The sequence below is a fragment of the Wolbachia endosymbiont (group B) of Ennomos erosarius genome (assembly GCF_964026905.1).
Lineage (GTDB): Bacteria > Pseudomonadota > Alphaproteobacteria > Rickettsiales > Anaplasmataceae > Wolbachia.
Window position 1 is genome coordinate 42,622 of the sequence record NZ_OZ034708.1, and the last position, 20,067, is coordinate 62,688.

The 20,067-nt window shown below is 35.2% G+C and carries 20 protein-coding genes and 1 pseudogene; 9 read left to right on the forward strand and 12 right to left on the reverse strand.

Annotated elements, in window-relative coordinates; translation table 11 throughout:
- Positions 1–183: 183 nt before the first annotated feature.
- Together AAGD95_RS00230 and AAGD95_RS06425 are read right to left on the reverse strand one after the other, a co-directional pair.
- Entirely contained in the window at positions 184–1,068 is an 885-nt protein-coding gene (locus AAGD95_RS00230; protein ID WP_410542086.1) for an IS982 family transposase, read from the reverse strand.
- Between the two features lie 488 nt (positions 1,069–1,556).
- Positions 1,557–1,742, reverse strand: coding sequence for a hypothetical protein (locus AAGD95_RS06425; RefSeq protein ID WP_410542079.1), 186 nt, complete (start codon positions 1,740–1,742; stop codon positions 1,557–1,559).
- Positions 1,743–1,975: 233 nt separating this feature from the next.
- Here AAGD95_RS06425 and AAGD95_RS00240 point away from each other — a divergent pair, with 233 nt between their 5' ends.
- Positions 1,976–3,370 (forward strand): malonyl-CoA decarboxylase, encoded by a 1,395-nt coding sequence (locus AAGD95_RS00240; protein WP_341818528.1) that lies wholly within the window; start codon positions 1,976–1,978, stop codon positions 3,368–3,370.
- 75 nt (positions 3,371–3,445) lie between these two features.
- Positions 3,446–5,242, forward strand: coding sequence for a translation elongation factor 4 (lepA, locus tag AAGD95_RS00245; RefSeq protein WP_341818529.1), 1,797 nt, complete (start codon positions 3,446–3,448; stop codon positions 5,240–5,242).
- Here lepA and AAGD95_RS00250 read toward each other — a convergent pair.
- The 3 genes from AAGD95_RS00250 to AAGD95_RS00260 all read right to left on the reverse strand — a co-directional run bounded on the left by AAGD95_RS00250 (position 5,174) and on the right by AAGD95_RS00260 (position 7,464).
- Complete coding sequence (locus AAGD95_RS00250) at positions 5,174–5,869, reverse strand: hypothetical protein (RefSeq protein WP_341818530.1); 696 nt, start codon at positions 5,867–5,869, stop codon at positions 5,174–5,176. The genes lepA and AAGD95_RS00250 overlap by 69 nt on opposite strands.
- Before the next feature lie 42 nt (positions 5,870–5,911).
- A complete protein-coding gene (locus AAGD95_RS00255) occupies positions 5,912–6,763 on the reverse strand; it encodes an IS982 family transposase (protein WP_410542089.1) in 852 nt (283 codons plus the stop codon).
- An 83-nt stretch (positions 6,764–6,846) separates the two neighbouring features.
- Entirely contained in the window at positions 6,847–7,464 is a 618-nt protein-coding gene (locus AAGD95_RS00260; protein ID WP_341818185.1) for an IS110 family transposase, read from the reverse strand.
- Positions 7,465–7,620: 156 nt separating this feature from the next.
- On the opposite strand from AAGD95_RS00260, the gene AAGD95_RS00265 reads away from it, so the two are divergent.
- From AAGD95_RS00265 to AAGD95_RS00295, 7 genes and pseudogenes are all read left to right on the forward strand, one after another.
- Positions 7,621–8,577, forward strand: a complete 957-nt coding sequence (locus AAGD95_RS00265; RefSeq protein ID WP_341818409.1) for an IS5 family transposase — start codon at positions 7,621–7,623, stop codon at positions 8,575–8,577.
- 129 nt (positions 8,578–8,706) lie between these two features.
- Entirely contained in the window at positions 8,707–9,558 is an 852-nt protein-coding gene (locus AAGD95_RS00270; protein WP_410542088.1) for an IS982 family transposase, read from the forward strand.
- Positions 9,559–9,685: 127 nt separating this feature from the next.
- Positions 9,686–9,892, forward strand: a complete 207-nt coding sequence (locus tag AAGD95_RS00275; RefSeq protein WP_341818531.1) for a hypothetical protein — start codon at positions 9,686–9,688, stop codon at positions 9,890–9,892.
- A gap of 225 nt (positions 9,893–10,117) precedes the next feature.
- Positions 10,118–11,449, forward strand: coding sequence for a DNA recombination protein RmuC (gene rmuC, locus AAGD95_RS00280; protein ID WP_341818532.1), 1,332 nt, complete (start codon positions 10,118–10,120; stop codon positions 11,447–11,449).
- Between the two features lie 188 nt (positions 11,450–11,637).
- Positions 11,638–12,488 (forward strand): annotated as a pseudogene (locus tag AAGD95_RS00285) (IS982 family transposase).
- A 91-nt stretch (positions 12,489–12,579) separates the two neighbouring features.
- The gene (locus AAGD95_RS00290) at positions 12,580–13,305 is read left to right on the forward strand and encodes a TerC family protein (RefSeq protein WP_265025597.1); all 726 of its coding nucleotides are present in this window, start codon (positions 12,580–12,582) and stop codon (positions 13,303–13,305) included.
- A 289-nt stretch (positions 13,306–13,594) separates the two neighbouring features.
- Positions 13,595–14,446 carry an IS982 family transposase gene (locus AAGD95_RS00295; RefSeq protein ID WP_410542088.1) on the forward strand — a complete coding sequence of 284 codons (852 nt, stop codon included), beginning with the start codon at positions 13,595–13,597 and terminating at the stop codon, positions 14,444–14,446.
- 277 nt (positions 14,447–14,723) lie between these two features.
- Here the strand turns inward: AAGD95_RS00295 and pstB are convergent, their stop codons facing one another.
- From pstB to AAGD95_RS00330, 7 genes are all read right to left on the reverse strand, one after another.
- Positions 14,724–15,482 carry a phosphate ABC transporter ATP-binding protein PstB gene (pstB, locus tag AAGD95_RS00300; protein ID WP_341818533.1) on the reverse strand — a complete coding sequence of 253 codons (759 nt, stop codon included), beginning with the start codon at positions 15,480–15,482 and terminating at the stop codon, positions 14,724–14,726.
- Positions 15,479–16,273: a 4-hydroxy-tetrahydrodipicolinate reductase gene (gene dapB, locus AAGD95_RS00305; RefSeq protein WP_341818534.1), complete on the reverse strand. Its 795-nt coding sequence runs from the start codon at positions 16,271–16,273 to the stop codon at positions 15,479–15,481. The genes pstB and dapB overlap by 4 nt, the downstream gene beginning before the upstream one ends.
- Positions 16,274–16,629: 356 nt before the next feature.
- Entirely contained in the window at positions 16,630–17,646 is a 1,017-nt protein-coding gene (gene holA / locus AAGD95_RS00310; protein ID WP_341818535.1) for a DNA polymerase III subunit delta, read from the reverse strand.
- 5 nt (positions 17,647–17,651) lie between these two features.
- Positions 17,652–17,840 (reverse strand): hypothetical protein, encoded by a 189-nt coding sequence (locus tag AAGD95_RS00315; RefSeq protein WP_265025545.1) that lies wholly within the window; start codon positions 17,838–17,840, stop codon positions 17,652–17,654.
- A gap of 131 nt (positions 17,841–17,971) precedes the next feature.
- Entirely contained in the window at positions 17,972–18,781 is an 810-nt protein-coding gene (locus AAGD95_RS00320; protein WP_265025544.1) for a metal ABC transporter permease, read from the reverse strand.
- 1 nt (position 18,782) lies between these two features.
- Positions 18,783–19,148, reverse strand: a complete 366-nt coding sequence (locus AAGD95_RS00325; protein ID WP_341818536.1) for an Mth938-like domain-containing protein — start codon at positions 19,146–19,148, stop codon at positions 18,783–18,785.
- A gap of 4 nt (positions 19,149–19,152) precedes the next feature.
- Positions 19,153–20,019 carry a 4-(cytidine 5'-diphospho)-2-C-methyl-D-erythritol kinase gene (locus tag AAGD95_RS00330; RefSeq protein WP_341818537.1) on the reverse strand — a complete coding sequence of 289 codons (867 nt, stop codon included), beginning with the start codon at positions 20,017–20,019 and terminating at the stop codon, positions 19,153–19,155.
- Positions 20,020–20,067 lie beyond the last annotated feature (48 nt).

The window sequence follows — 20,067 nt, forward strand, 5'->3', positions numbered from 1 at the left end:
AAATGTGAATACGTGGGCCACAGAGCAGAGGGAGTGTATTCATTGTGTACACTGGGTGCTGTTTTAGCAGCCAACATAATATTGCAACCTTTATTTTTGATAGTGGCATGTTTGTCATACTTTCCAGTCAAGTTATTGTCAAAAATAACAGGGGACTATTGTTTTAAAAACGCGAATTCTGGATTAAGGAAGGAAGAAAGTATAGGAAATAGAAGGCTTTTTGGATTTGATGGAATAGGAAATGAGAGTAGAAAAGATATGAACCAAAAAATTAACAGGGGATCTATGGCGAGTGTGTTCAATTTCTAGTCTATTTTTTAGGTAACCAAAAACAGTCTCAATGATAGACCTTTTTCTCAGTAAAATCTTCTCATTTAGCGAAATCAATGCATTTTTCATACCTTTTTTCACCTTGGTAACAAGTTTCAAACCTCGGTCAAACAGCTTCTGAAAAAGCTCTTTTGCAATATAACCTTTGTCACCAAACAAAAGGCCGGTTAATTTTTCCGTCAGATTTGGCACAGGTATCCTATCATCAACATTGCCTTTTGTTAGCGTAAGTGAATGAATTTCACCATTTTCATTGATTACCATATGTAATTTGAAACCAAAAAACCAGCCGTAAGTACTCTTGCTTAATTTTGCAATTCCAGCAAAAACTTTGTTTTTGGATATTCTTTTTGCATGACAAACTGCAATGGGAGTTGTGTCTATATATGAAATTCCAGTGTTTTCTGACTGTCCACAAAGCCAATGCAACAACATTGCTAAATGCCACAAAACCCTAGGCTTTAGAGCAACAAACCTGGTATATGAAGGCAACTTTGGAAACTCTGATTTGTAGAGCAACGTTAGGTAATGTAGATAGAAAGTTTTGAAATTTTTACACGGAGATTGTTGATATAGCAGGATTATTGTCATGATTTCGGAGTGCTCAATTTCCGTTGTTCTTGTGGGTTTTTTACCATTTGGCAGTAGTTTACCTGCAAAATTTTTCTCTATATCTCTGCAAAAATCATCGACCAAACAAAACAGTTTGTTATATCTTCCATGGTTAACCTCATCTATTAATCCAGAATTCGCGTTGTAACTGCTGAGCGCAGCGTGATACTCATTAAATATACCAGCTCCATACCCTGCTTGATTACAATTAGTAACTAGCTCTTCTAAAATGGGGTCACTTGGAACTTTTGCTCCAGCATATTTGAACATTTCCTTAAAAACTTCTTTTGCAAATGGGCGGTGATTTTTATCTCCCTTTTTTGGTAGTAGGTGATTATGCTCCTTTCCTATGTTGTAAAATCTTTCAAACTCTTTTCTATATGAATCAGTTTTCTGATGATCAGTAGTTTCAGGATTATTGAAGTGGTTCTCCCAAATTTTAGGTAATCTATTCTGATTAAGCTCTTTTAACACTGAATCAACAAAAACTCTACCCTGATCTGTATCTATTTCTCTTTCACCAACTAGAGAATCACTATAAATATCATTCTCACTAAAAAGCTTACTCTCATAGTCCTTCGCTCCTTCTTTCAGCGCAATAATAAGACTTTTATCTATTTTTTTTCATTAATAACGAAATTCATCCTGTGGAAATCTAAGTACATTGTTTCGCCAGAGTTTGCTTCTTTATTATCCTCTGCAGCTCTTAATTTACTGAAGTCAAATTCTTTAGCTTGAGCGTTTAATGTAACGATTGGATTTTTCTTTGCTTCTGCCATAATCTTGCTCCCCATTAACATTCTGAAATTAATTGTATTACTGAATTATTAATAATCTAGTAATAGTGCCTGCTATGTAGCTAAAATTTTCCTTTAACTTAAGCTACATGTAGCTAAAATAACTTGGGTTTACCGACGATTTGACAAACGACAAATTCGTCATCCCGCTGCTTGTTAGCGGTATCTAGAGATACCGCGGCGGTATGACGTGGGGAAACCTGACTTGCATTAGCCATGTATAATAAAGGGAATCTATGACGAAAGAATCATTGGTAAAAACTGATATAGTGAAAGTTGAAGACAAAAAAGCGGTAAGGAGCTTTTTTAAAATACTAGGTGGAGTGGCAGATGCTGTAAGATCATGGATTGGTAACATCGGTCCTGATTTAAGTAACAGTCGCGATATCGATAGTTTAGTCTTGAAGATGAACGAGTGCTTAAATCCAAAGGGAGGGGAGGTTTCAGCACGTAAGAATGCTGTATCTCTTGGTAATTTGTACTTAAGCTTATCAGAGAAAGGTAAAATAAAATTTCTGCAAACCCTGGCAGAAAAATTTAATCCGAATAAAGAGGAAATAGACGAGAAAATAAAAGAGTATCAAAAGAATCAAAATCCTGAGTTAGGCTATAAGTTTGAGCAAGATTTGATAAAAATTCTTGAATCACCGCGTTCTAAAATATTGAAGCAATTTATTTCTTTACCAGAAGGCCTTAAGTTTATTGTTGATATGCGTTCTGATGTGCTTAAGCTAAAGAACCAACATAGAAGCTTGAACCCACTAGAGAACGAATTAAAAAATATACTCTATACTTGGGTTGATGTTGATCTACTCGATCTTCGTCAAATCACTTGGGATTCACCTGCATCATTGCTAGAAAAACTTATAAAATATGAAGCTGTGCATAAAATTTCCTCTTGGGATGACTTAAAAAACAGGCTGGGTCTCTGTTTTGCTTTTTTTCATTACAAGATACCAAACGAACCTTTGATTTTTGTAGAAGTTGCATTAATGGATAAGATTGCAGATAGCATTCAACACCTTTTAGATGAGTCGGTACCTTCAAATGATCCAAGTAATGCAAGCACTGCTATATTCTATTCAATATCAAATACTCAAGCAGGGTTATCTGGAATCAGCCTTGGTAATTTTTTGATCAAAAGGGTTGTAGAAAAGCTGTCACAAGAGTTTAAAAGTATAAAAACATACGCAACTCTTTCTCCAATACCTGGCTTTACGAAATGGCTAAAAAACAATCTAAACCAAGATGTCACTTTATTGGGCAAACTAAATATAAAACAATCTAGTGCAGAAATTTTAGAAAGTGCAGAGCAATTAAAAACTAACGTTGAATGTACAAATGAAACTAAACAATGCATGCTTAAACTATGTGCACATTACTTGCTCAAGGTTAAGAGCAATAATGGAAGTGCCTATGATCCAGTGGCGCATTTTCATTTAAGCAATGGTGCATCGATAAAACAATTAAACTGGATGGCGGATACTTCTGAAAAGGGTATTAGTCAGTCGGCTGGGATGATGGTAAATTATCTGTATGAGTTGCCTAAAATAGATAATAATCATGAAAACTATATGGTTAATAAAGTGATTTCCTGCTCGAAAAAAGTGTCGTCTATGTTGAAGGAGTAAATAGTCTCTTAATAAAGAATTGCCCTCACAACACTTAAAATGTAAAATGGTTCTACTTAAATAAAATAGCCATAAATGAACAACATAAGAAATTTTGCAATAATAGCGCATATAGACCACGGTAAGTCAACGCTTGCTGACCGTTTAATAGAGAAATGTAACGGCCTTGAAGCAAGAGAAATGATCAATCAAATACTCGATTCAATGTATATAGAGCGTGAACGTGGCATTACAATTAAAGCACAGACGGTAAAACTCAAGTATACGGCAAACGACGGTAATCAATATTGCCTAAATCTCATGGACACTCCAGGTCATGTTGATTTTTCTTATGAGGTAAGTCGAAGCTTAGCTGCATGTGAAGGTTCGCTTTTAGTGGTAGATAGTAGCCAGGGCGTTGAAGCACAAACCCTTGCAAATGTATATAAAGCTATTGACAACAACCATGAAATAATAGTTGTGCTCAATAAAGTTGATCTTCCTGCTGCAGATCCAGAAAGGGTAAAACTCCAGGTTGAGGAAATAATTGGTATTGACGCAAGTGAGTCAGTTTTAATATCAGCCAAGACTGGTCTTGGAATAAAAGATGTACTGGAAGCAATAGTGGCAAAACTTCCAGCTCCTCAAGGTGATGTAAATGCTCCACTGCAAGCAATTTTAGTTGATAGTTGGTATGACACTTACTTAGGAGTAGTAATTTTAGTGCGAGTTAAAAATGGAGTGCTAAAAAAAGGCATGAGAATTGTTATGATGTCTAATAATGCTACATATCAAGTGGACAATATTGGTATTTTTACCCCTAAAAAAGTTATGACGAGTGAGCTTTCAGCGGGTGAAGTTGGTTTTATAACTGCTTCAATGAAGGAAGTAGCAGACTGCAAGGTAGGGGACACTATCACTGAGGAAAAGAGACCTTGTAGTGAAGCACTTCCTGGATTTAAAGAAGTGCATCCTGTGGTATTTTGTAGCATTTTCCCTCACAAAACGGATGATTTTAAATATCTAAGGGAAGCTCTAGAAAAGTTACATTTAAATGATGCAAGTTTTACCTTTGAAGCTGAAACTTCAAATGCACTAGGCTATGGATTTCGTTGTGGTTTTTTGGGAATGTTGCATCTTGAAGTTATTCAAGAAAGACTCGAAAGAGAGTTTGATTTAGATCTAACAGCAACTGCGCCGAGCGTTATATATAGGGTTACAATACGAAGCGGTGAAATTCTGAATATTCATAATCCAAGTGATATGCCAGATCCAATAAAGATTGAAATGGTAGAGGAACCGTGGATTACTGCAACAATAATGGTCCCCGACCAATACTTGGGAGAGATTCTATCTCTATGTGAAGAAAGGAGGGGAGAACAGGAAGATTTATCTTACATTGGTAACACAACAACAGCATTATTAAGATATAAATTACCACTGTCTGAGGTTGTTTTTGACTTTTATGATCGATTAAAATCAATTTCCAAAGGATATGCAAGCTTGGATTGGGAAATTTCCAGCTATCTGGTAAGTCAAATAGATAAATTAAGCTTTTTAATTAATGGAGAGCCCGTAGATGCATTAGCCTGTATTGTTCACAAAAGTAGGGCAGAAAAAAGGGGGCGTGAAATATGTGCACGCTTGAAGGATCTAATACCACGTCAGCAATATAAAATCGCGATTCAAGCGGCAGTGGGCGGAAAAATTATTGCCAGAGAAACGATTAACCCATACAGAAAAGATGTAACAGCTAAACTCTATGGTGGAGATGTAACGCGAAGAATGAAACTACTTGAAAAGCAAAAAAAGGGTAAAAAAAGGTTACATTCTATAGGGAACGTAAATATTCCACAGAATGCTTTTATTCAAGCCTTGAAGATAAGTGATTGATCTTAAAAGACTTCTTGTATAGTTTTTGGCAACAACCGTTAGAAACAAAAAACTTCCTTGACAAGCTTCGCCAGCTCCCTTATCATGACGTCCAGTACAATGTTGCAAATTAAAAATCTCTCCACCCTGTGCTGGTTCTTCGATTCTAAACGTCACTTCTACCTGGTCATAACCAATCTGAATTCGTTCTACTAATGCTTTAATGATGCCACGCTTAGTTTGCCAATCTAGCTGTTCCAAATTAGATTTTACACTGGAATAAAGACTCTTTATACTGTTGATGATAAGGTTCATTCCCTTCTCTATTGCTTTTTGATCAGCTACCTTTTTCTTCTCTTCTTCTATCCCTCTTAAGCGTTCCCTCATTCTTTTCATCGTCTGTTTAAATTCTTCCTCACTTATATATCCTTTATCTCCTACATTTTCTTGACTATAATAGTCTTCCATTAACTTTTCGATGCCTTGTTTTATTTGATTTTCCCTTCTTGCAAACTTCTTATCTGATGATTCATCATTTTTATTTTCTGCAATTCTACGGTGATACTCATTTTTTATTATCTCTGGGTTTTTTAGTAAATTTTTCACCTTTTCCCATATAGCTGTTTCTAACATATCTGTACGGACCAATTTATTAGTACACTTCTCCCTACCATCAACGCGAATTCTGGATTAAGGAAGGAAGAAAGTATAGGAAATAGAAGGCTTTTTGGATTTGATGGAATAGGAAATGAGAGTAGAAAAGATATGAACCAAAAAATTAACAGGGGATCTATGGCGAGTGTGTTCAATTTCTAGTCTATTTTTTAGGTAACCAAAAACAGTCTCAATGATAGACCTTTTTCTCAGTAAAATCTTCTCATTTAGCGAAATCAATGCATTTTTCATACCTTTTTTCACCTTGGTAACAAGTTTCAAACCTCGGTCAAACAGCTTCTGAAAAAGCTCTTTTGCAATATAACCTTTGTCACCAAACAAAAGGCCGGTTAATTTTTCCGTCAGATTTGGCACAGGTATCCTATCATCAACATTGCCTTTTGTTAGCGTAAGTGAATGAATTTCACCATTTTCATTGATTACCATATGTAATTTGAAACCAAAAAACCAGCCGTAAGTACTCTTGCTTAATTTTGCAATTCCAGCAAAAACTTTGTTTTTGGATATTCTTTTTGCATGACAAACTGCAATGGGAGTTGTGTCTATATATGAAATTCCAGTGTTTTCTGACTGTCCACAAAGCCAATGCAACAACATTGCTAAATGCCACAAAACCCTAGGCTTTAGAGCAACAAACCTGGTATATGAAGGCAACTTTGGAAACTCTGATTTGTAGAGCAACGTTAGGTAATGTAGATAGAAAGTTTTGAAATTTTTACACGGAGATTGTTGATATAGCAGGATTATTGTCATGATTTCGGAGTGCTCAATTTCCATTGTTCTTGTGGGTTTTTTACCATTTGGCAGTAGTTTACCTGCAAAATTTTTCTCTATATCTCTGCAAAAATCATCGACCAAACAAAACAGTTTGTTATATCTTCCATGGTTAACCTCATCTGTTTTTTATAACTGCTGAGTTTACCCTGTTTTCTTGCCTTTTCTATTCTCCTTTAATCCAGAATTCGCGTTTTTAGTTCTTCTTGCTTTTTTGAAACTATGTATTCTATTACCTCGTCATTTTTTGTGATAAATTCAGCATATTTTTCTAGTAATTTTGCATCTAATTTATCTGTTTTTGCAAAGTGGTTGCAGGCTTTTGCAAATGCATATACCCGATTTGGGTGAGCTCTGTGAACAGCTATGTTATGTTCCCGTAACAACTTTATGACAAGTTTTTCATAACCACCTGTTGATTCTACTACACATAACCTAACAAATACGTTAACTATTTTTGACTTTATAAACTCAGATATAGCTCTTTCTACATTTTCTATACGCTGATGTTTATTGTCGATTGAGATATCAAGTGTTTCTTTTGAAACATCAATACCAATGAAAACTGTTCTAGCCATTTTTGTACCTATAGATATAATCAAATAATAATGTAAATGCTGTACAGGATTGTGATTCGATCTTTTAGATCCCCCTACCGTTCGTACTCCATTTTTTAAAGCTAGGAGTGCACTGAGATGCCTACGATTTCTATCAATCAATCCAATTGACAGTATCACTCCTTGCTCATTATAGCCTTGCGGCTTTGATTTAATATACAATCCCAGTACCTTCATCCTGTCACCCTAGTGACCATGTAAGGAGGGCAGTGCCAGCTACTCGGATGACAGGAAAGTAGCACTGGAATGGCTTTGTTGCATAGCAACCGAAAAAATCTGGTGGCTACTGACAAAATTCATTATAAATAACCATTTAACTGTTGAAGAAAAAATATGCCACAGAAAATGAAAGTCAGTAACCAAAACGAATATAACAAATTCCTTGAAAAAAGGGGAAATATTTTTCGTTACATCGATGAAGCTATCGAAAATTGGTATGAAAATAGTCCAAAAATGCAGGGCGGCAACTATATTTACAGTGATAAAGTCGTAATTTTGGTGCATATAATTGTCAATCTTTTTAGAATTGGTTTAAGACAAACGGTGGGGTTTATAAAAGGATATCTGCAACAAATAGGAAAAAATTTGGCAGTTATCAGCTATTCACAAGCATCAAGAAGGTTTAAAAAACTTAATATTAAGATAAATGATTGCAGGGTTGATAAAAGCAACATGGAAAATATTGAAATTATCATAGATAGCACAAGTATCAGCATTTACAGTAACACTCCTGGCCACAGTAAGGAAAACAGTGCAGATAGAAAGTACCGAAGCTACGAGCAAGTAAGAAAGTTACATGTTATGTTAAGTGTAAATAGTAAAAAAGCTATAGCTGCAAGATACAGTAATGGCTTCTACTCTGACCACTATGGAGCTTGCGATTTGCTTGAAGAAGTTAATTTTCAGCACAAAATAAAAGCATTATATGCAGATAGGGCATACGATAGGCACAAACTTTATAAATTGTGTAAGAAATACGATATAAAGACAAAAGTTCTACCAAAAAAGGATGCAGCAGAACATTCAAAAATAGATTATATGTCTGACAGAAATGCTGCTATTAGGTTAATAAAATTATATGGACAAGATGGTGTAAAAGAGTGGAAAAAGGAAGCAATTTATGGAAAGAGATCTTACATAGAAGGATTTTTCTCAAGGTTGAAGCAAGTATTTGGATTTAGCTTTAGGAATAAATCTGAAGTAAATCGTGAAAAAGAATTACTAATTAAGTGCTATTTGCTCAACAAATTCACTGATATTGGTATGGCTAAATTTGAAATCATTACATAAATTTGTCGTAAACCATCACTGCTTAAGACGCGAATTCTGGATTAAAGGAGAATAGAAAAGGCAAGAAAACAGGGTAAACTCAGCAGTTATAAAAAAACAGATGAGGTTAACCATGGAAGATATAACAAACTGTTTTGTTTGGTCGATGATTTTTGCAGAGATATAGAGAAAAATTTTGCAGGTAAACTACTGCCAAATGGTAAAAAACCCACAAGAACAACGGAAATTGAGCACTCCGAAATCATGACAATAATCCTGCTATATCAACAATCTCCGTGTAAAAATTTCAAAACTTTCTATCTACATTACCTAACGTTGCTCTACAAATCAGAGTTTCCAAAGTTGCCTTCATATACCAGGTTTGTTGCTCTAAAGCCTAGGGTTTTGTGGCATTTAGCAATGTTGTTGCATTGGCTTTGTGGACAGTCAGAAAACACTGGAATTTCATATATAGACACAACTCCCATTGCAGTTTGTCATGCAAAAAGAATATCCAAAAACAAAGTTTTTGCTGGAATTGCAAAATTAAGCAAGAGTACTTACGGCTGGTTTTTTGGTTTCAAATTACATATGGTAATCAATGAAAATGGTGAAATTCATTCACTTACGCTAACAAAAGGCAATGTTGATGATAGGATACCTGTGCCAAATCTGACGGAAAAATTAACCGGCCTTTTGTTTGGTGACAAAGGTTATATTGCAAAAGAGCTTTTTCAGAAGCTGTTTGACCGAGGTTTGAAACTTGTTACCAAGGTGAAAAAAGGTATGAAAAATGCATTGATTTCGCTAAATGAGAAGATTTTACTGAGAAAAAGGTCTATCATTGAGACTGTTTTTGGTTACCTAAAAAATAGACTAGAAATTGAACACACTCGCCATAGATCCCCTGTTAATTTTTTGGTTCATATCTTTTCTACTCTCATTTCCTATTCCATCAAATCCAAAAAGCCTTCTATTTCCTATACTTTCTTCCTTCCTTAATCCAGAATTCGCGTTTAAAGTAAAAAATAGTTGACATGTTATACTATTTATGAAATAATTCAGTTAATTTATTATTAATTTAAGGAGTAAAATATGTGGAAAAACATAAAAAAGTTTTTTAAGTGGATTGCTGATCACACAGGGATTTCATGGATTGCAGGAAAAATTTCATCAGGCTAGAATAGCATTAAAAGCTGTTGGTCTGGTAATAAGGCAAATCAAGCAGGTGGGACTAGCCAACCGAGAAGTCAAGTACCAAGTGAATCTCAAGTTAATGGTACTGCTATTAATGATATTGTTATTCCAGAGGGAGCAAACTCACCTGCTGCTTTAGAAGAGGAGTTTTTTGATGCAGAAGAAAATCAACCTTGGTTACCAAATTCAGAAACTACTGAGTCAGAAGTGCAACCACGAACTGCTTGTATTGGTCGTAGAAATAGCATCTAACAGTTACTGTAATAGCTAAATCTTCAAAAAGAGCACCTCAAGAGGTGCTCCTTTTTTCTTTCTTATATACACAAAAATCATATAGAATTGTAAACGCAGTTCTTTTATTCTGATGCTTTTCAATTCTATAGCTCTGGTTGTCTCTCTATTACTATTTTTCTACATTATCGTAAAAAAACTGAGCGAAAAGAAAGCAAACCTTGAGGGTAATTTATGTAAATTAGAGCAAGAACTTCAAGAAACAAAGCAAAGTTTGCTTACGAAGAATGAAGAAATAGTTGATTTAAGGGTCAAAAGAGCAGAACTTGAAGTAACTTTGCAAAAAGAACGTGAGGAAAAGAAAAAGGAAATAGAATTACTAACAAAAGCAGAGGAGAGATTAACAAACACTTTTAAAGCGCTCTCTCTTGATGCTTTGCAAACAAATAACAATAATTTTCTGAACTTAGCAAAGGAAGTAATTGATAGTAAATTAAAAGAAACGGAAAGCGATTTCAAAAAAAGACAAGTAACGATCAACGAAGTTGTAACTCCAATAAAAGAAAAATTAGAAAAATTCGATAATGAAATACGTGAGCTAGAAAAGGAGAGGGTAGGGGCCTATGAAGGTTTAAAGGAGCAAATTGGAGCGCTGATGAACCAAACTTCCAACCTTGCTAATGCCCTGAGGAAACCTCAAATTAGGGGCAAATGGGGTGAAATGCAACTCAAAAGAGTGGTAGAAATGGCAGGAATGATTGAGTATTGCGATTTTTTTACTCAGCCGTCAGTGATTGATAAAAACGAGGATAATTTATTGCGTCCTGATTTAATAATCAAAATGCCATCTGGAAAGCAAATAATAATAGATGCTAAAGTGCCGCTTGATTCTTACATGGATGCTATATCACAAAATGATTTGCAAATACAAAAGGAGAAATTAAAGAACCATTCCCTGGCAATAAAAAAACACATAAATGACTTGGGTAAAAAAGAGTATTGGAATCAATTTGAAAATACGCCAGAACTTGTGGTACTTTTCTTAACAGGGGAGGGGGTTTTTAGCGCAGCACTGGAATATGAGCCCGCTTTGATAGAGATTGGAGTGGAAAAAAAAGTGATCATTGCAACACCGATCACTCTAATTGCGTTGCTGAGAGCAATAGCGTATGGATGGAAGCAAGAGATGATAGCTGAAAACGCAAAGAAAATCAGTGAACTAGGTCATATTTTATATGAGCGCATTTGCACAATGGGTGAAAACTTTGATAATTTGCGCAGGAGCTTAAAAAGCGCTGTTGATCATTACAATAAAACCGCTGGTTCGCTTGAAGCAAGAGTGTTTCCTGCTGCTCGAGAATTCAATAAGCTTGGTATACATGCAAAAAATAAAAGTTTAAGTGCTGCAAAGGAATTAGAGTCCTTACCGCGCAGTTTACATACTGGGGAATTGAAAGTAGATTAGACTTCTATTGCACTAGCAAACAAAGAAAGTATTGTTTGTGGCGGAAAATTATTACTTAAATATTTCTCACTCAAGTTTCACTTTAGACGCGAATTCTGGATTAAAGGAGAATAGAAAAGGCAAGAAAACAGGGTAAACTCAGCAGTTATAAAAAAACAGATGAGGTTAACCATGGAAGATATAACAAACTGTTTTGTTTGGTCGATGATTTTTGCAGAGATATAGAGAAAAATTTTGCAGGTAAACTACTGCCAAATGGTAAAAAACCCACAAGAACAACGGAAATTGAGCACTCCGAAATCATGACAATAATCCTGCTATATCAACAATCTCCGTGTAAAAATTTCAAAACTTTCTATCTACATTACCTAACGTTGCTCTACAAATCAGAGTTTCCAAAGTTGCCTTCATATACCAGGTTTGTTGCTCTAAAGCCTAGGGTTTTGTGGCATTTAGCAATGTTGTTGCATTGGCTTTGTGGACAGTCAGAAAACACTGGAATTTCATATATAGACACAACTCCCATTGCAGTTTGTCATGCAAAAAGAATATCCAAAACAAAGTTTTTGCTGGAATTGCAAAATTAAGCAAGAGTACTTACGGCTGGTTTTTTGGTTTCAAATTACATATGGTAATCAATGAAAATGGTGAAATTCATTCACTTACGCTAACAAAAGGCAATGTTGATGATAGGATACCTGTGCCAAATCTGACGGAAAAATTAACCGGCCTTTTGTTTGGTGACAAAGGTTATATTGCAAAAGAGCTTTTTCAGAAGCTGTTTGACCGAGGTTTGAAACTTGTTACCAAGGTGAAAAAAGGTATGAAAAATGCATTGATTTCGCTAAATGAGAAGATTTTACTGAGAAAAAGGTCTATCATTGAGACTGTTTTTGGTTACCTAAAAAATAGACTAGAAATTGAACACACTCGCCATAGATCCCCTGTTAATTTTTTGGTTCATATCTTTTCTACTCTCATTTCCTATTCCATCAAATCCAAAAAGCCTTCTATTTCCTATACTTTCTTCCTTCCTTAATCCAGAATTCGCGTCTATAAAACTTCTGAGTGAAGTCACTTAATTTTTACACATCTATTGTAGAGTAAGAGGAGCCGAATTTGGGACAAAAATGCTAGCTGATGCTTGGACTTTACTGACACTTACACTACTTGAAACTATACTTAGTGTAGACAATTTAATTTTTATTTCTCTAGCAATAGATAAGGTACCAAATGCGCTGAGAGAAAGAGTGCGCCTTATGGGCCTTGGATTAGCACTATTAATGCGTTTTGTAATACTATTTTTTACATCATCTATATTGTCAATGCAAAAACCCATATTTCACACTGCATCGCTAAATATTTCAGCAAGGGATTTACTTATGATCGCAGGGGGATTATTCCTTATTGTTAAAAGCTCTATGGAGTTATGGGATGACATCTTTGTATGTAAGAAAAATAAAAAGAAAGCAAACGTTAAATCAAAATTTTTTTTAGTTGTGCTACAAATTATATTAATAGATTTAGTTTTTTCAGTTGATTCGATATTAACTGCTATAGCATTAACTTATAACATGGTAATAATTGCTACAGCATTTACATTTTCCATGCTAGCAATGCTGTTTTTATCAAGTTATACCGCCCAGTTAATCAAATCTAACCCAGGCTTAAAAGTAATTGCTATCTTATTTATTTTACTTGTCGGTGTGTACCTCATACTTCATGGATTTCATGTAGAATTACCAAAAGAATATTTGTATTCTTCATTTATGTTTGCACTGCTTGTGGAAGTTATAAGTAAAATAAAGAAAATTAACCGTCATACCGCGATTCATTCGCGGTATCTCAGCCGCTAACACGCAGCGGGATGACAGCAGTCCTACGTCATACTGCCGCGGTATCTCACATAGATCCCGCTAACACGTAGCGGGATGACGAATTACTTAACCGTCATCTACACCGTCATACCGCGATTCATTCGCGGTATCTCAGCCGCTAGCACGTAGGGGAATGACGAATTACTACACCGCCACGGTATCTCTAACGCGAATTCTGGATTAAAGGAGAATAGAAAAGGCAAGAAAACAGGGTAAACTCAGCAGTTATAAAAAAACAGATGAGGTTAACCATGGAAGATATAACAAACTGTTTTGTTTGGTCGATGATTTTTGCAGAGATATAGAGAAAAATTTTGCAGGTAAACTACTGCCAAATGGTAAAAAACCCACAAGAACAACGGAAATTGAACACTCCGAAATCATGACAATAATCCTGCTATATCAACAATCTCCGTGTAAAAATTTCAAAACTTTCTATCTACATTACCTAACGTTGCTCTACAAATCAGAGTTTCCAAAGTTGCCTTCATATACCAGGTTTGTTGCTCTAAAGCCTAGGGTTTTGTGGCATTTAGCAATGTTGTTGCATTGGCTTTGTGGACAGTCAGAAAACACTGGAATTTCATATATAGACACAACTCCCATTGCAGTTTGTCATGCAAAAAGAATATCCAAAAACAAAGTTTTTGCTGGAATTGCAAAATTAAGCAAGAGTACTTACGGCTGGTTTTTTGGTTTCAAATTACATATGGTAATCAATGAAAATGGTGAAATTCATTCACTTACGCTAACAAAAGGCAATGTTGATGATAGGATACCTGTGCCAAATCTGACGGAAAAATTAACCGGCCTTTTGTTTGGTGACAAAGGTTATATTGCAAAAGAGCTTTTTCAGAAGCTGTTTGACCGAGGTTTGAAACTTGTTACCAAGGTGAAAAAAGGTATGAAAAATGCATTGATTTCGCTAAATGAGAAGATTTTACTGAGAAAAAGGTCTATCATTGAGACTGTTTTTGGTTACCTAAAAAATAGACTAGAAATTGAACACACTCGCCATAGATCCCCTGTTAATTTTTTGGTTCATATCTTTTCTACTCTCATTTCCTATTCCATCAAATCCAAAAAGCCTTCTATTTCCTATACTTTCTTCCTTCCTTAATCCAGAATTCGCGTTTAGATCTATAGCTAGTGCAAGTCAGGTTTCCCTACGTCATACCGCCGCGGTATCTCATCCGCTAACTAGTAGCGGAATGACGAATTTGTTGTTTTTCAAATTGTAGGTAAACCTAAGCCACTTTAGCTATAGATCCCGCTAACAAGCAGCGGGATGACGGTTGTCGGTAAATCTAAGTCAGTTTAGCTATACCATGCTGAACGACAGATACGGCATACGGGTACATTTTTTAAAGTAGTCAAGCTACTTTGATGACAGAAATTTAATGATCCAGGATATACTCCTTTGTTAAGGGAGATTGAGCATTTTCGAATATTTCTTGAGTGCTTCCAGATTCAACGATCTTGCCATTATGAAAGAAAATTACACTATCAGATAACTTTTTAGCTTGTTTCATTGAATGATTTACCATAATTATGGTAAATCTTAATTTCAGCTCTTGTATAAGATTTTCAATTGCATTGGTTGCCATTGGATCAAGAGCAGAGCACGGTTCATCCATTAATAAAATAGTTGGCTTCACTGCAATTGCGCGAGCGATGCATAGCCTCTGTTGTTGGCCACCAGATAAATTGAGTGCGCTATCTTGCAATCTGTCTTTTAATTCTTCCCATAAGCCAACTTTAGTTAAACTATTTTCCACCATCTCATTCAATTTTTGCTTATCCTTCACCATACCATGCAGTTTTGGCCCATAAGCAACATTGTCATATATTGATTTTGGAAAAGGATTTGGCTTTTGAAATACCATGCCAACTTTTGCTCTGAGTAGCACAACATCCATATCGCGTGAATATATATCACCCAGCCCATCGATATCTAATTCACCAACAGTTTTGCATCCAGGTACATAGTCATTCATACGATTAAAACAACGCAAAAATGTTGATTTACCGCACCCAGATGGTCCGATAAAAGTAGTAACTTTTCTTTTATAAATATTCAAATTTATATCGAATAAAACTTGTTTAGAGCCATACCAAAGATTTAGATTGTTAACGGAAGCGTGTATATCGCTCATATAACGTCCTGCATTGAATAGAGCCCCGGAATTTCTCTTTTATTTTCGTATAGCCATACTGCTGCTTGAACAGCTCCTCTAGCAAACGTTGTGCGATCAATTGCTTTGTGGTTTAGTTCTATCCGTTCATCAGAATTAACAAACATCACACTGTGATCTCCTATTACTCCACCTCCACGAGATACTGCAAAACCTATTCCCCCCTTTTTTCTTATGTTTGAACCGCTATGTAGATATTGATTGGACTGAAAATCCACTTTTGAAGCGTTAGCAATTGTTTTGCCAAGTTCCATAGCTGTTCCAGATGGTGAGTCCTTTTTTAAGTTGTGATGCATTTCCCAAATTTCAACGTCATATTCATTACCTAAAAGCTCAGCAGCTTTTTTTACCAATTTCAGCAATACATTAACCCCAACACTCATATTTGCTGACCATAATATTGGAACTTCAGCAGCATATTCTTTCAAATCGACACCTTCTATTCCAGTTGTGCCACTAACCAGCGGTGTTTTAAATTTTACAGCTGCTTTAAGGCAGTCTAACATACATTCTTTAGTTGTAAAATCTATTACAACGTCAGATGACTCAAATATGCCACTAATAGAACTTGTAACTTTAATTCCTAGATTGGAACCGCAGCCTATAATTGGTCCAATATCTGAATCTATGTACTTACTGCCTGAACGGGCAACAGCACCTGCTATTTCCACTTCGGCATTTGTAATTAATTCATTGAGTATTTTCTTGCCCATTCTGCCTAAGCAGGCTATTACTCCAACTCTGATTTTCATAAAGCTTTTTACGTTTATTAAGAATGTTATGCCTTTTTTTAAGCTCTGTCACTTCTGATCTATATTCTATAGCTGACCCAAGCAACACGTCATGCCGTCGCGGCGTTAACTAGTAGCGGAATGACGATTGTCGGTGAACCTAAGTTACTTTAGCTATAGCTGACCCAAGCAACACGTCATACCGCCGCGGCGCTAACTAGTAGCGGAATGACGGTTTTTCAAATTGTCGGTAAATCTAAGTCAGTTTAGCTATAGGCAGCAATTTTCTGTATTTACTTTAAATTGAAGAAAGCTCAAATGAAAGATCGTGTTTTGCTAAAAACCACAGAATGCAGTCTGATTACACCTTATTTTTGTTAGCTATAGCAAGTAATTGTATTTGTAATATGACAAATCTCATGTTGAAAAATCATTTTATGATCTAAATCAGTTTTTTTACAGGTAACTTCCAAGCTTATCAATTTTTCCAAGATCTTCTTAAGTTCTGAAAGTTGCAAACTTTTCAAATGAGATTTAAAGCTCTGCAATTGTTTAAAAAACAATGGAGGGCTTAGCTGATCAATCGCAGCCTGCTCACTCATTCCACCTTGCACTGACAGCAAAACGTTTTCAAGGCGTAGGAAATAATTTGATATAATGCGAATTAGCGCTATCGGTGAAAAATTTTCTTGCGATATCAATGCATCAGAAATTCTAATGAAGCGCGACATATCTTTACTTGCTATGGCAGAGCATAGATCATCAAGTGTAGCATAGTCGTTACCAGAAGTTGAAAAGCATAATTCTATATCAGTAAGTTTTAGGTCTTTTCTCTCCCCTAGATACAAAACTAACTTCTCAAGTTCTGAACATATAGGCAGCTTTCTATGGTTAAAGTAAGATTGCAAATGGTAGATTATCTCATTTGTGCATTTTATATCATTTTGTTTTAAGTAACTTGATATAATGTCACAAAGATTGCTGTTGCTGTCTTTATAGCAAGCAATTACACCAAAAATTTTTGAACTCTCCATATAACTTTTAGTCGCAGAATTATATGGAAGATCACTTGCTACCATCATTACATAATGACCACTTGCGTTATAATCCAATACGTTTTTTAACTCTTTGGATATACCTCCACTCACATTTATCAGCTTAATTAATTTTTTGCTGGTAAACATCGAAATGTTTGCCAATTCAGAAAACAGTAAACCGGGTGACTTATTCACTATTGCAAAATCCATCACCTGAACTGAATACTCATCCAAATTAGCAATTATTTCTTGTACATAAAAACCAACCCTACTGTTATCACTTCCATGAATTAACACACCACTTAAAGCATCAGGTTTCTCTAGGAATTTTTTAACTTTGGATGGTGTGACCCTCATGCCATCTATATGATATCATTCTCATTTGACTGTACATGAGCATCCAAAGACTCTGAGTTTTCTTGCGCAATATTGTGCACATCATCTGCCGTACTCTGCACATTATCCGACTCTTCTGTTTTTCCTGTAATATAATTATAAAATTTTTTCACAGGTTGAGATATATATTTGGAAAAAAATCCTTCTTCGCTCATATTGCTTACTCCATAAAATTAACACCTTACCATTAGCACATAAACAATAATATAGCAAAGACTATTTTGTGCTAAGATAGTGATGTTTTATAATGAGTATATTACAAAATTATTAACATTCGAGATTAAAATTAAGCCAACCTGCTTAATACTAGCCTTATAAAATAAGCGATAATTAAATATACAGCTGCAACAAGTATAATTGCAGGTCCAGTTAACAAATCAAAACTTGCAGATAACATCAGACCCGATATCCCAGAAATCACAGAAAAAACTGTTGCAACAATAATCATCTGCATTGGAGTTTTCGAAATGAGCCTTGCAGATGCTGCTGGTATTAGCAAAAATGCAGCAATGAGTAATATTCCTATTAATTGGGCAGCAATTGCTATAAATATAGCAAGAGTGATTAAAAATTCTAGTCTAACAAAATTAACATTAATCTTCTCAACTACTGCTAAATCTTGATTAATTGAAATCATTAACCAATAACGCCATCTAAATATTAATATCAAAGTAACTATTACAGAGGTTAAAAAAATCAATACTATATCACTTTGATCGAGCGTTAATATATCACCAAACAGTGAGCTAATAATACTATTATTGCCCGATGGAAGAAAAGACATAAGTATTAAACTCGATGATAAAACTACATTGGTAACAATGTTCAATATCGTATCAGCAGAATATAATCTGTTAAAATTAAGAGAAAGTAGTATAGCAAATGTAATTGCAATGAGCATTATGCTAAGCGATGGGCTAATCTTAAAAATCAAAGCAAGTGCAACACCAAGTAACGAAGAATGGGACAAACTATCACCAAGATAAGATAACCTTTGCCATATCATAAACGATCCTAAAGCGCCTGTTACTAGGCTAATTACGACTACTGCAACTAGACTGTTGATGAAAAAGTCCTGGGTAAACATTTCAAGCATGCTATATGGCTATTAGATAACTGACAACAAATCTATCTTCGAATATCAAAATGTTATGGGTTCTGCATGCTGCACCGGTTGTCATAAATTCAAAATTTAAACCTTTTTGTTCCATAAGATAGGACTTCACTGAAGAACTTAGTATATTGCGTGTTTTACCAGTACCTATTATCAAAATTTCTATTTCCTCTGTTAAAAAAGATTTAAAATGTTCCTTGCTATTTATATCACTTTCTTTCAATTTAATCACCTTTTCAGGAAAAACTATAATTGAGCCGCAATATTCTCTATTATTCACCAAAAATTTTCCTTCCCTGTAACCATTTATAAGATTTTTATTCTCGGAAATTAAGGGAGTTATATCCATAAAGTCAAACTATTAATTGAGTGTCACATACCCACCATTCTGGTTGCTTTTTTCTGATATTAGCTGCAGCAGCTTTTGCATTTTCCTCACTATCGAATATTCCAAAGCATGATACACCACTGCCTGACATGCGAGAAAGTATAGAGCCTTCTTGTGACTTAAGTGTTGATATCACATCCTTAATTTCAGGTACAAGGCTTATTGCTATTTCTTGAAGATCGTTTCTCGTCTCTTTAAGAAGCTTCAACAAATCCTTTTCAGCGTCATCGCTCCATTTAATTGGCTCAGAAAATTCTCCTTCATGTTTGGAAAATACCTCTGGTGTACTCAAAAACTTTTTTTTCGGTTTCACAAGCACCACATTTGTGGGTAAGGAAAATTTTTGAACATAGCACAATTCTTCGCCAATACCTCTAACAAAAACAGGCTTGCTATCTACACTTGCTGGAACATCAGCACCAACGTTTAAGGCTATTTCATTTAAAATCGTCCTATCAATCTCCCACAGCTTCCCTAGCGTACGTACCACAGCTCCAGCATCTGAGGACCCACTACCAAGTCCTGCAGCAATTGGTATGTTTTTTACAACCCTTACAGTGACTTTAGTGCGTACAGGAGCATGTCTAAGCAGCAGATTAACCGCTTTCATTACAGTGTTATACTGGTTATTTATTCTAGACTCGGAGTTTATAAATTCAACTGTAGAGTTATCGTATCTAGAATCCTTCTCACCTACTTTTATTTCCAAAAAATTAGAGAGATTAGCAAAGACAAACAAACCCTCAATCAAGTGATATCCTGTTTCCTTCTTATTTACAACATGCAAAAAAAGATTGATTTTTGCAGGCGCCTTTACACAAAAACTTTTCATTATATATCTTCACTAACACTATTTTTACATTATATGTATAATGCTATT

Excerpts from the sequence above, each read along its gene's own strand:
- rmuC (WP_341818532.1), top strand. The coding sequence starts at position 10,118 with ATGCTTTTCAATTCTATAGCTCTGGTTGTCTCTCTATTACTATTTTTC.
- AAGD95_RS06425 (WP_410542079.1), bottom strand. The coding sequence starts at position 1,742 with ATGTTAATGGGGAGCAAGATTATGGCAGAAGCAAAGAAAAATCCAATC.
- AAGD95_RS00315 (WP_265025545.1), bottom strand. The coding sequence starts at position 17,840 with ATGAGCGAAGAAGGATTTTTTTCCAAATATATATCTCAACCTGTGAAA.
- pstB (WP_341818533.1), bottom strand. The coding sequence starts at position 15,482 with ATGAGCGATATACACGCTTCCGTTAACAATCTAAATCTTTGGTATGGC.
- AAGD95_RS00330 (WP_341818537.1), bottom strand. The coding sequence starts at position 20,019 with ATGAAAAGTTTTTGTGTAAAGGCGCCTGCAAAAATCAATCTTTTTTTG.
- lepA (WP_341818529.1), top strand. The coding sequence starts at position 3,446 with ATGAACAACATAAGAAATTTTGCAATAATAGCGCATATAGACCACGGT.
- AAGD95_RS00325 (WP_341818536.1), bottom strand. The coding sequence starts at position 19,148 with ATGGATATAACTCCCTTAATTTCCGAGAATAAAAATCTTATAAATGGT.
- AAGD95_RS00290 (WP_265025597.1), top strand. The coding sequence starts at position 12,580 with ATGCTAGCTGATGCTTGGACTTTACTGACACTTACACTACTTGAAACT.
- AAGD95_RS00265 (WP_341818409.1), top strand. The coding sequence starts at position 7,621 with ATGCCACAGAAAATGAAAGTCAGTAACCAAAACGAATATAACAAATTC.
- AAGD95_RS00240 (WP_341818528.1), top strand. The coding sequence starts at position 1,976 with ATGACGAAAGAATCATTGGTAAAAACTGATATAGTGAAAGTTGAAGAC.
- holA (WP_341818535.1), bottom strand. The coding sequence starts at position 17,646 with ATGAGGGTCACACCATCCAAAGTTAAAAAATTCCTAGAGAAACCTGAT.
- AAGD95_RS00320 (WP_265025544.1), bottom strand. The coding sequence starts at position 18,781 with ATGCTTGAAATGTTTACCCAGGACTTTTTCATCAACAGTCTAGTTGCA.
- AAGD95_RS00260 (WP_341818185.1), bottom strand. The coding sequence starts at position 7,464 with ATGAAGGTACTGGGATTGTATATTAAATCAAAGCCGCAAGGCTATAAT.
- dapB (WP_341818534.1), bottom strand. The coding sequence starts at position 16,273 with ATGAAAATCAGAGTTGGAGTAATAGCCTGCTTAGGCAGAATGGGCAAG.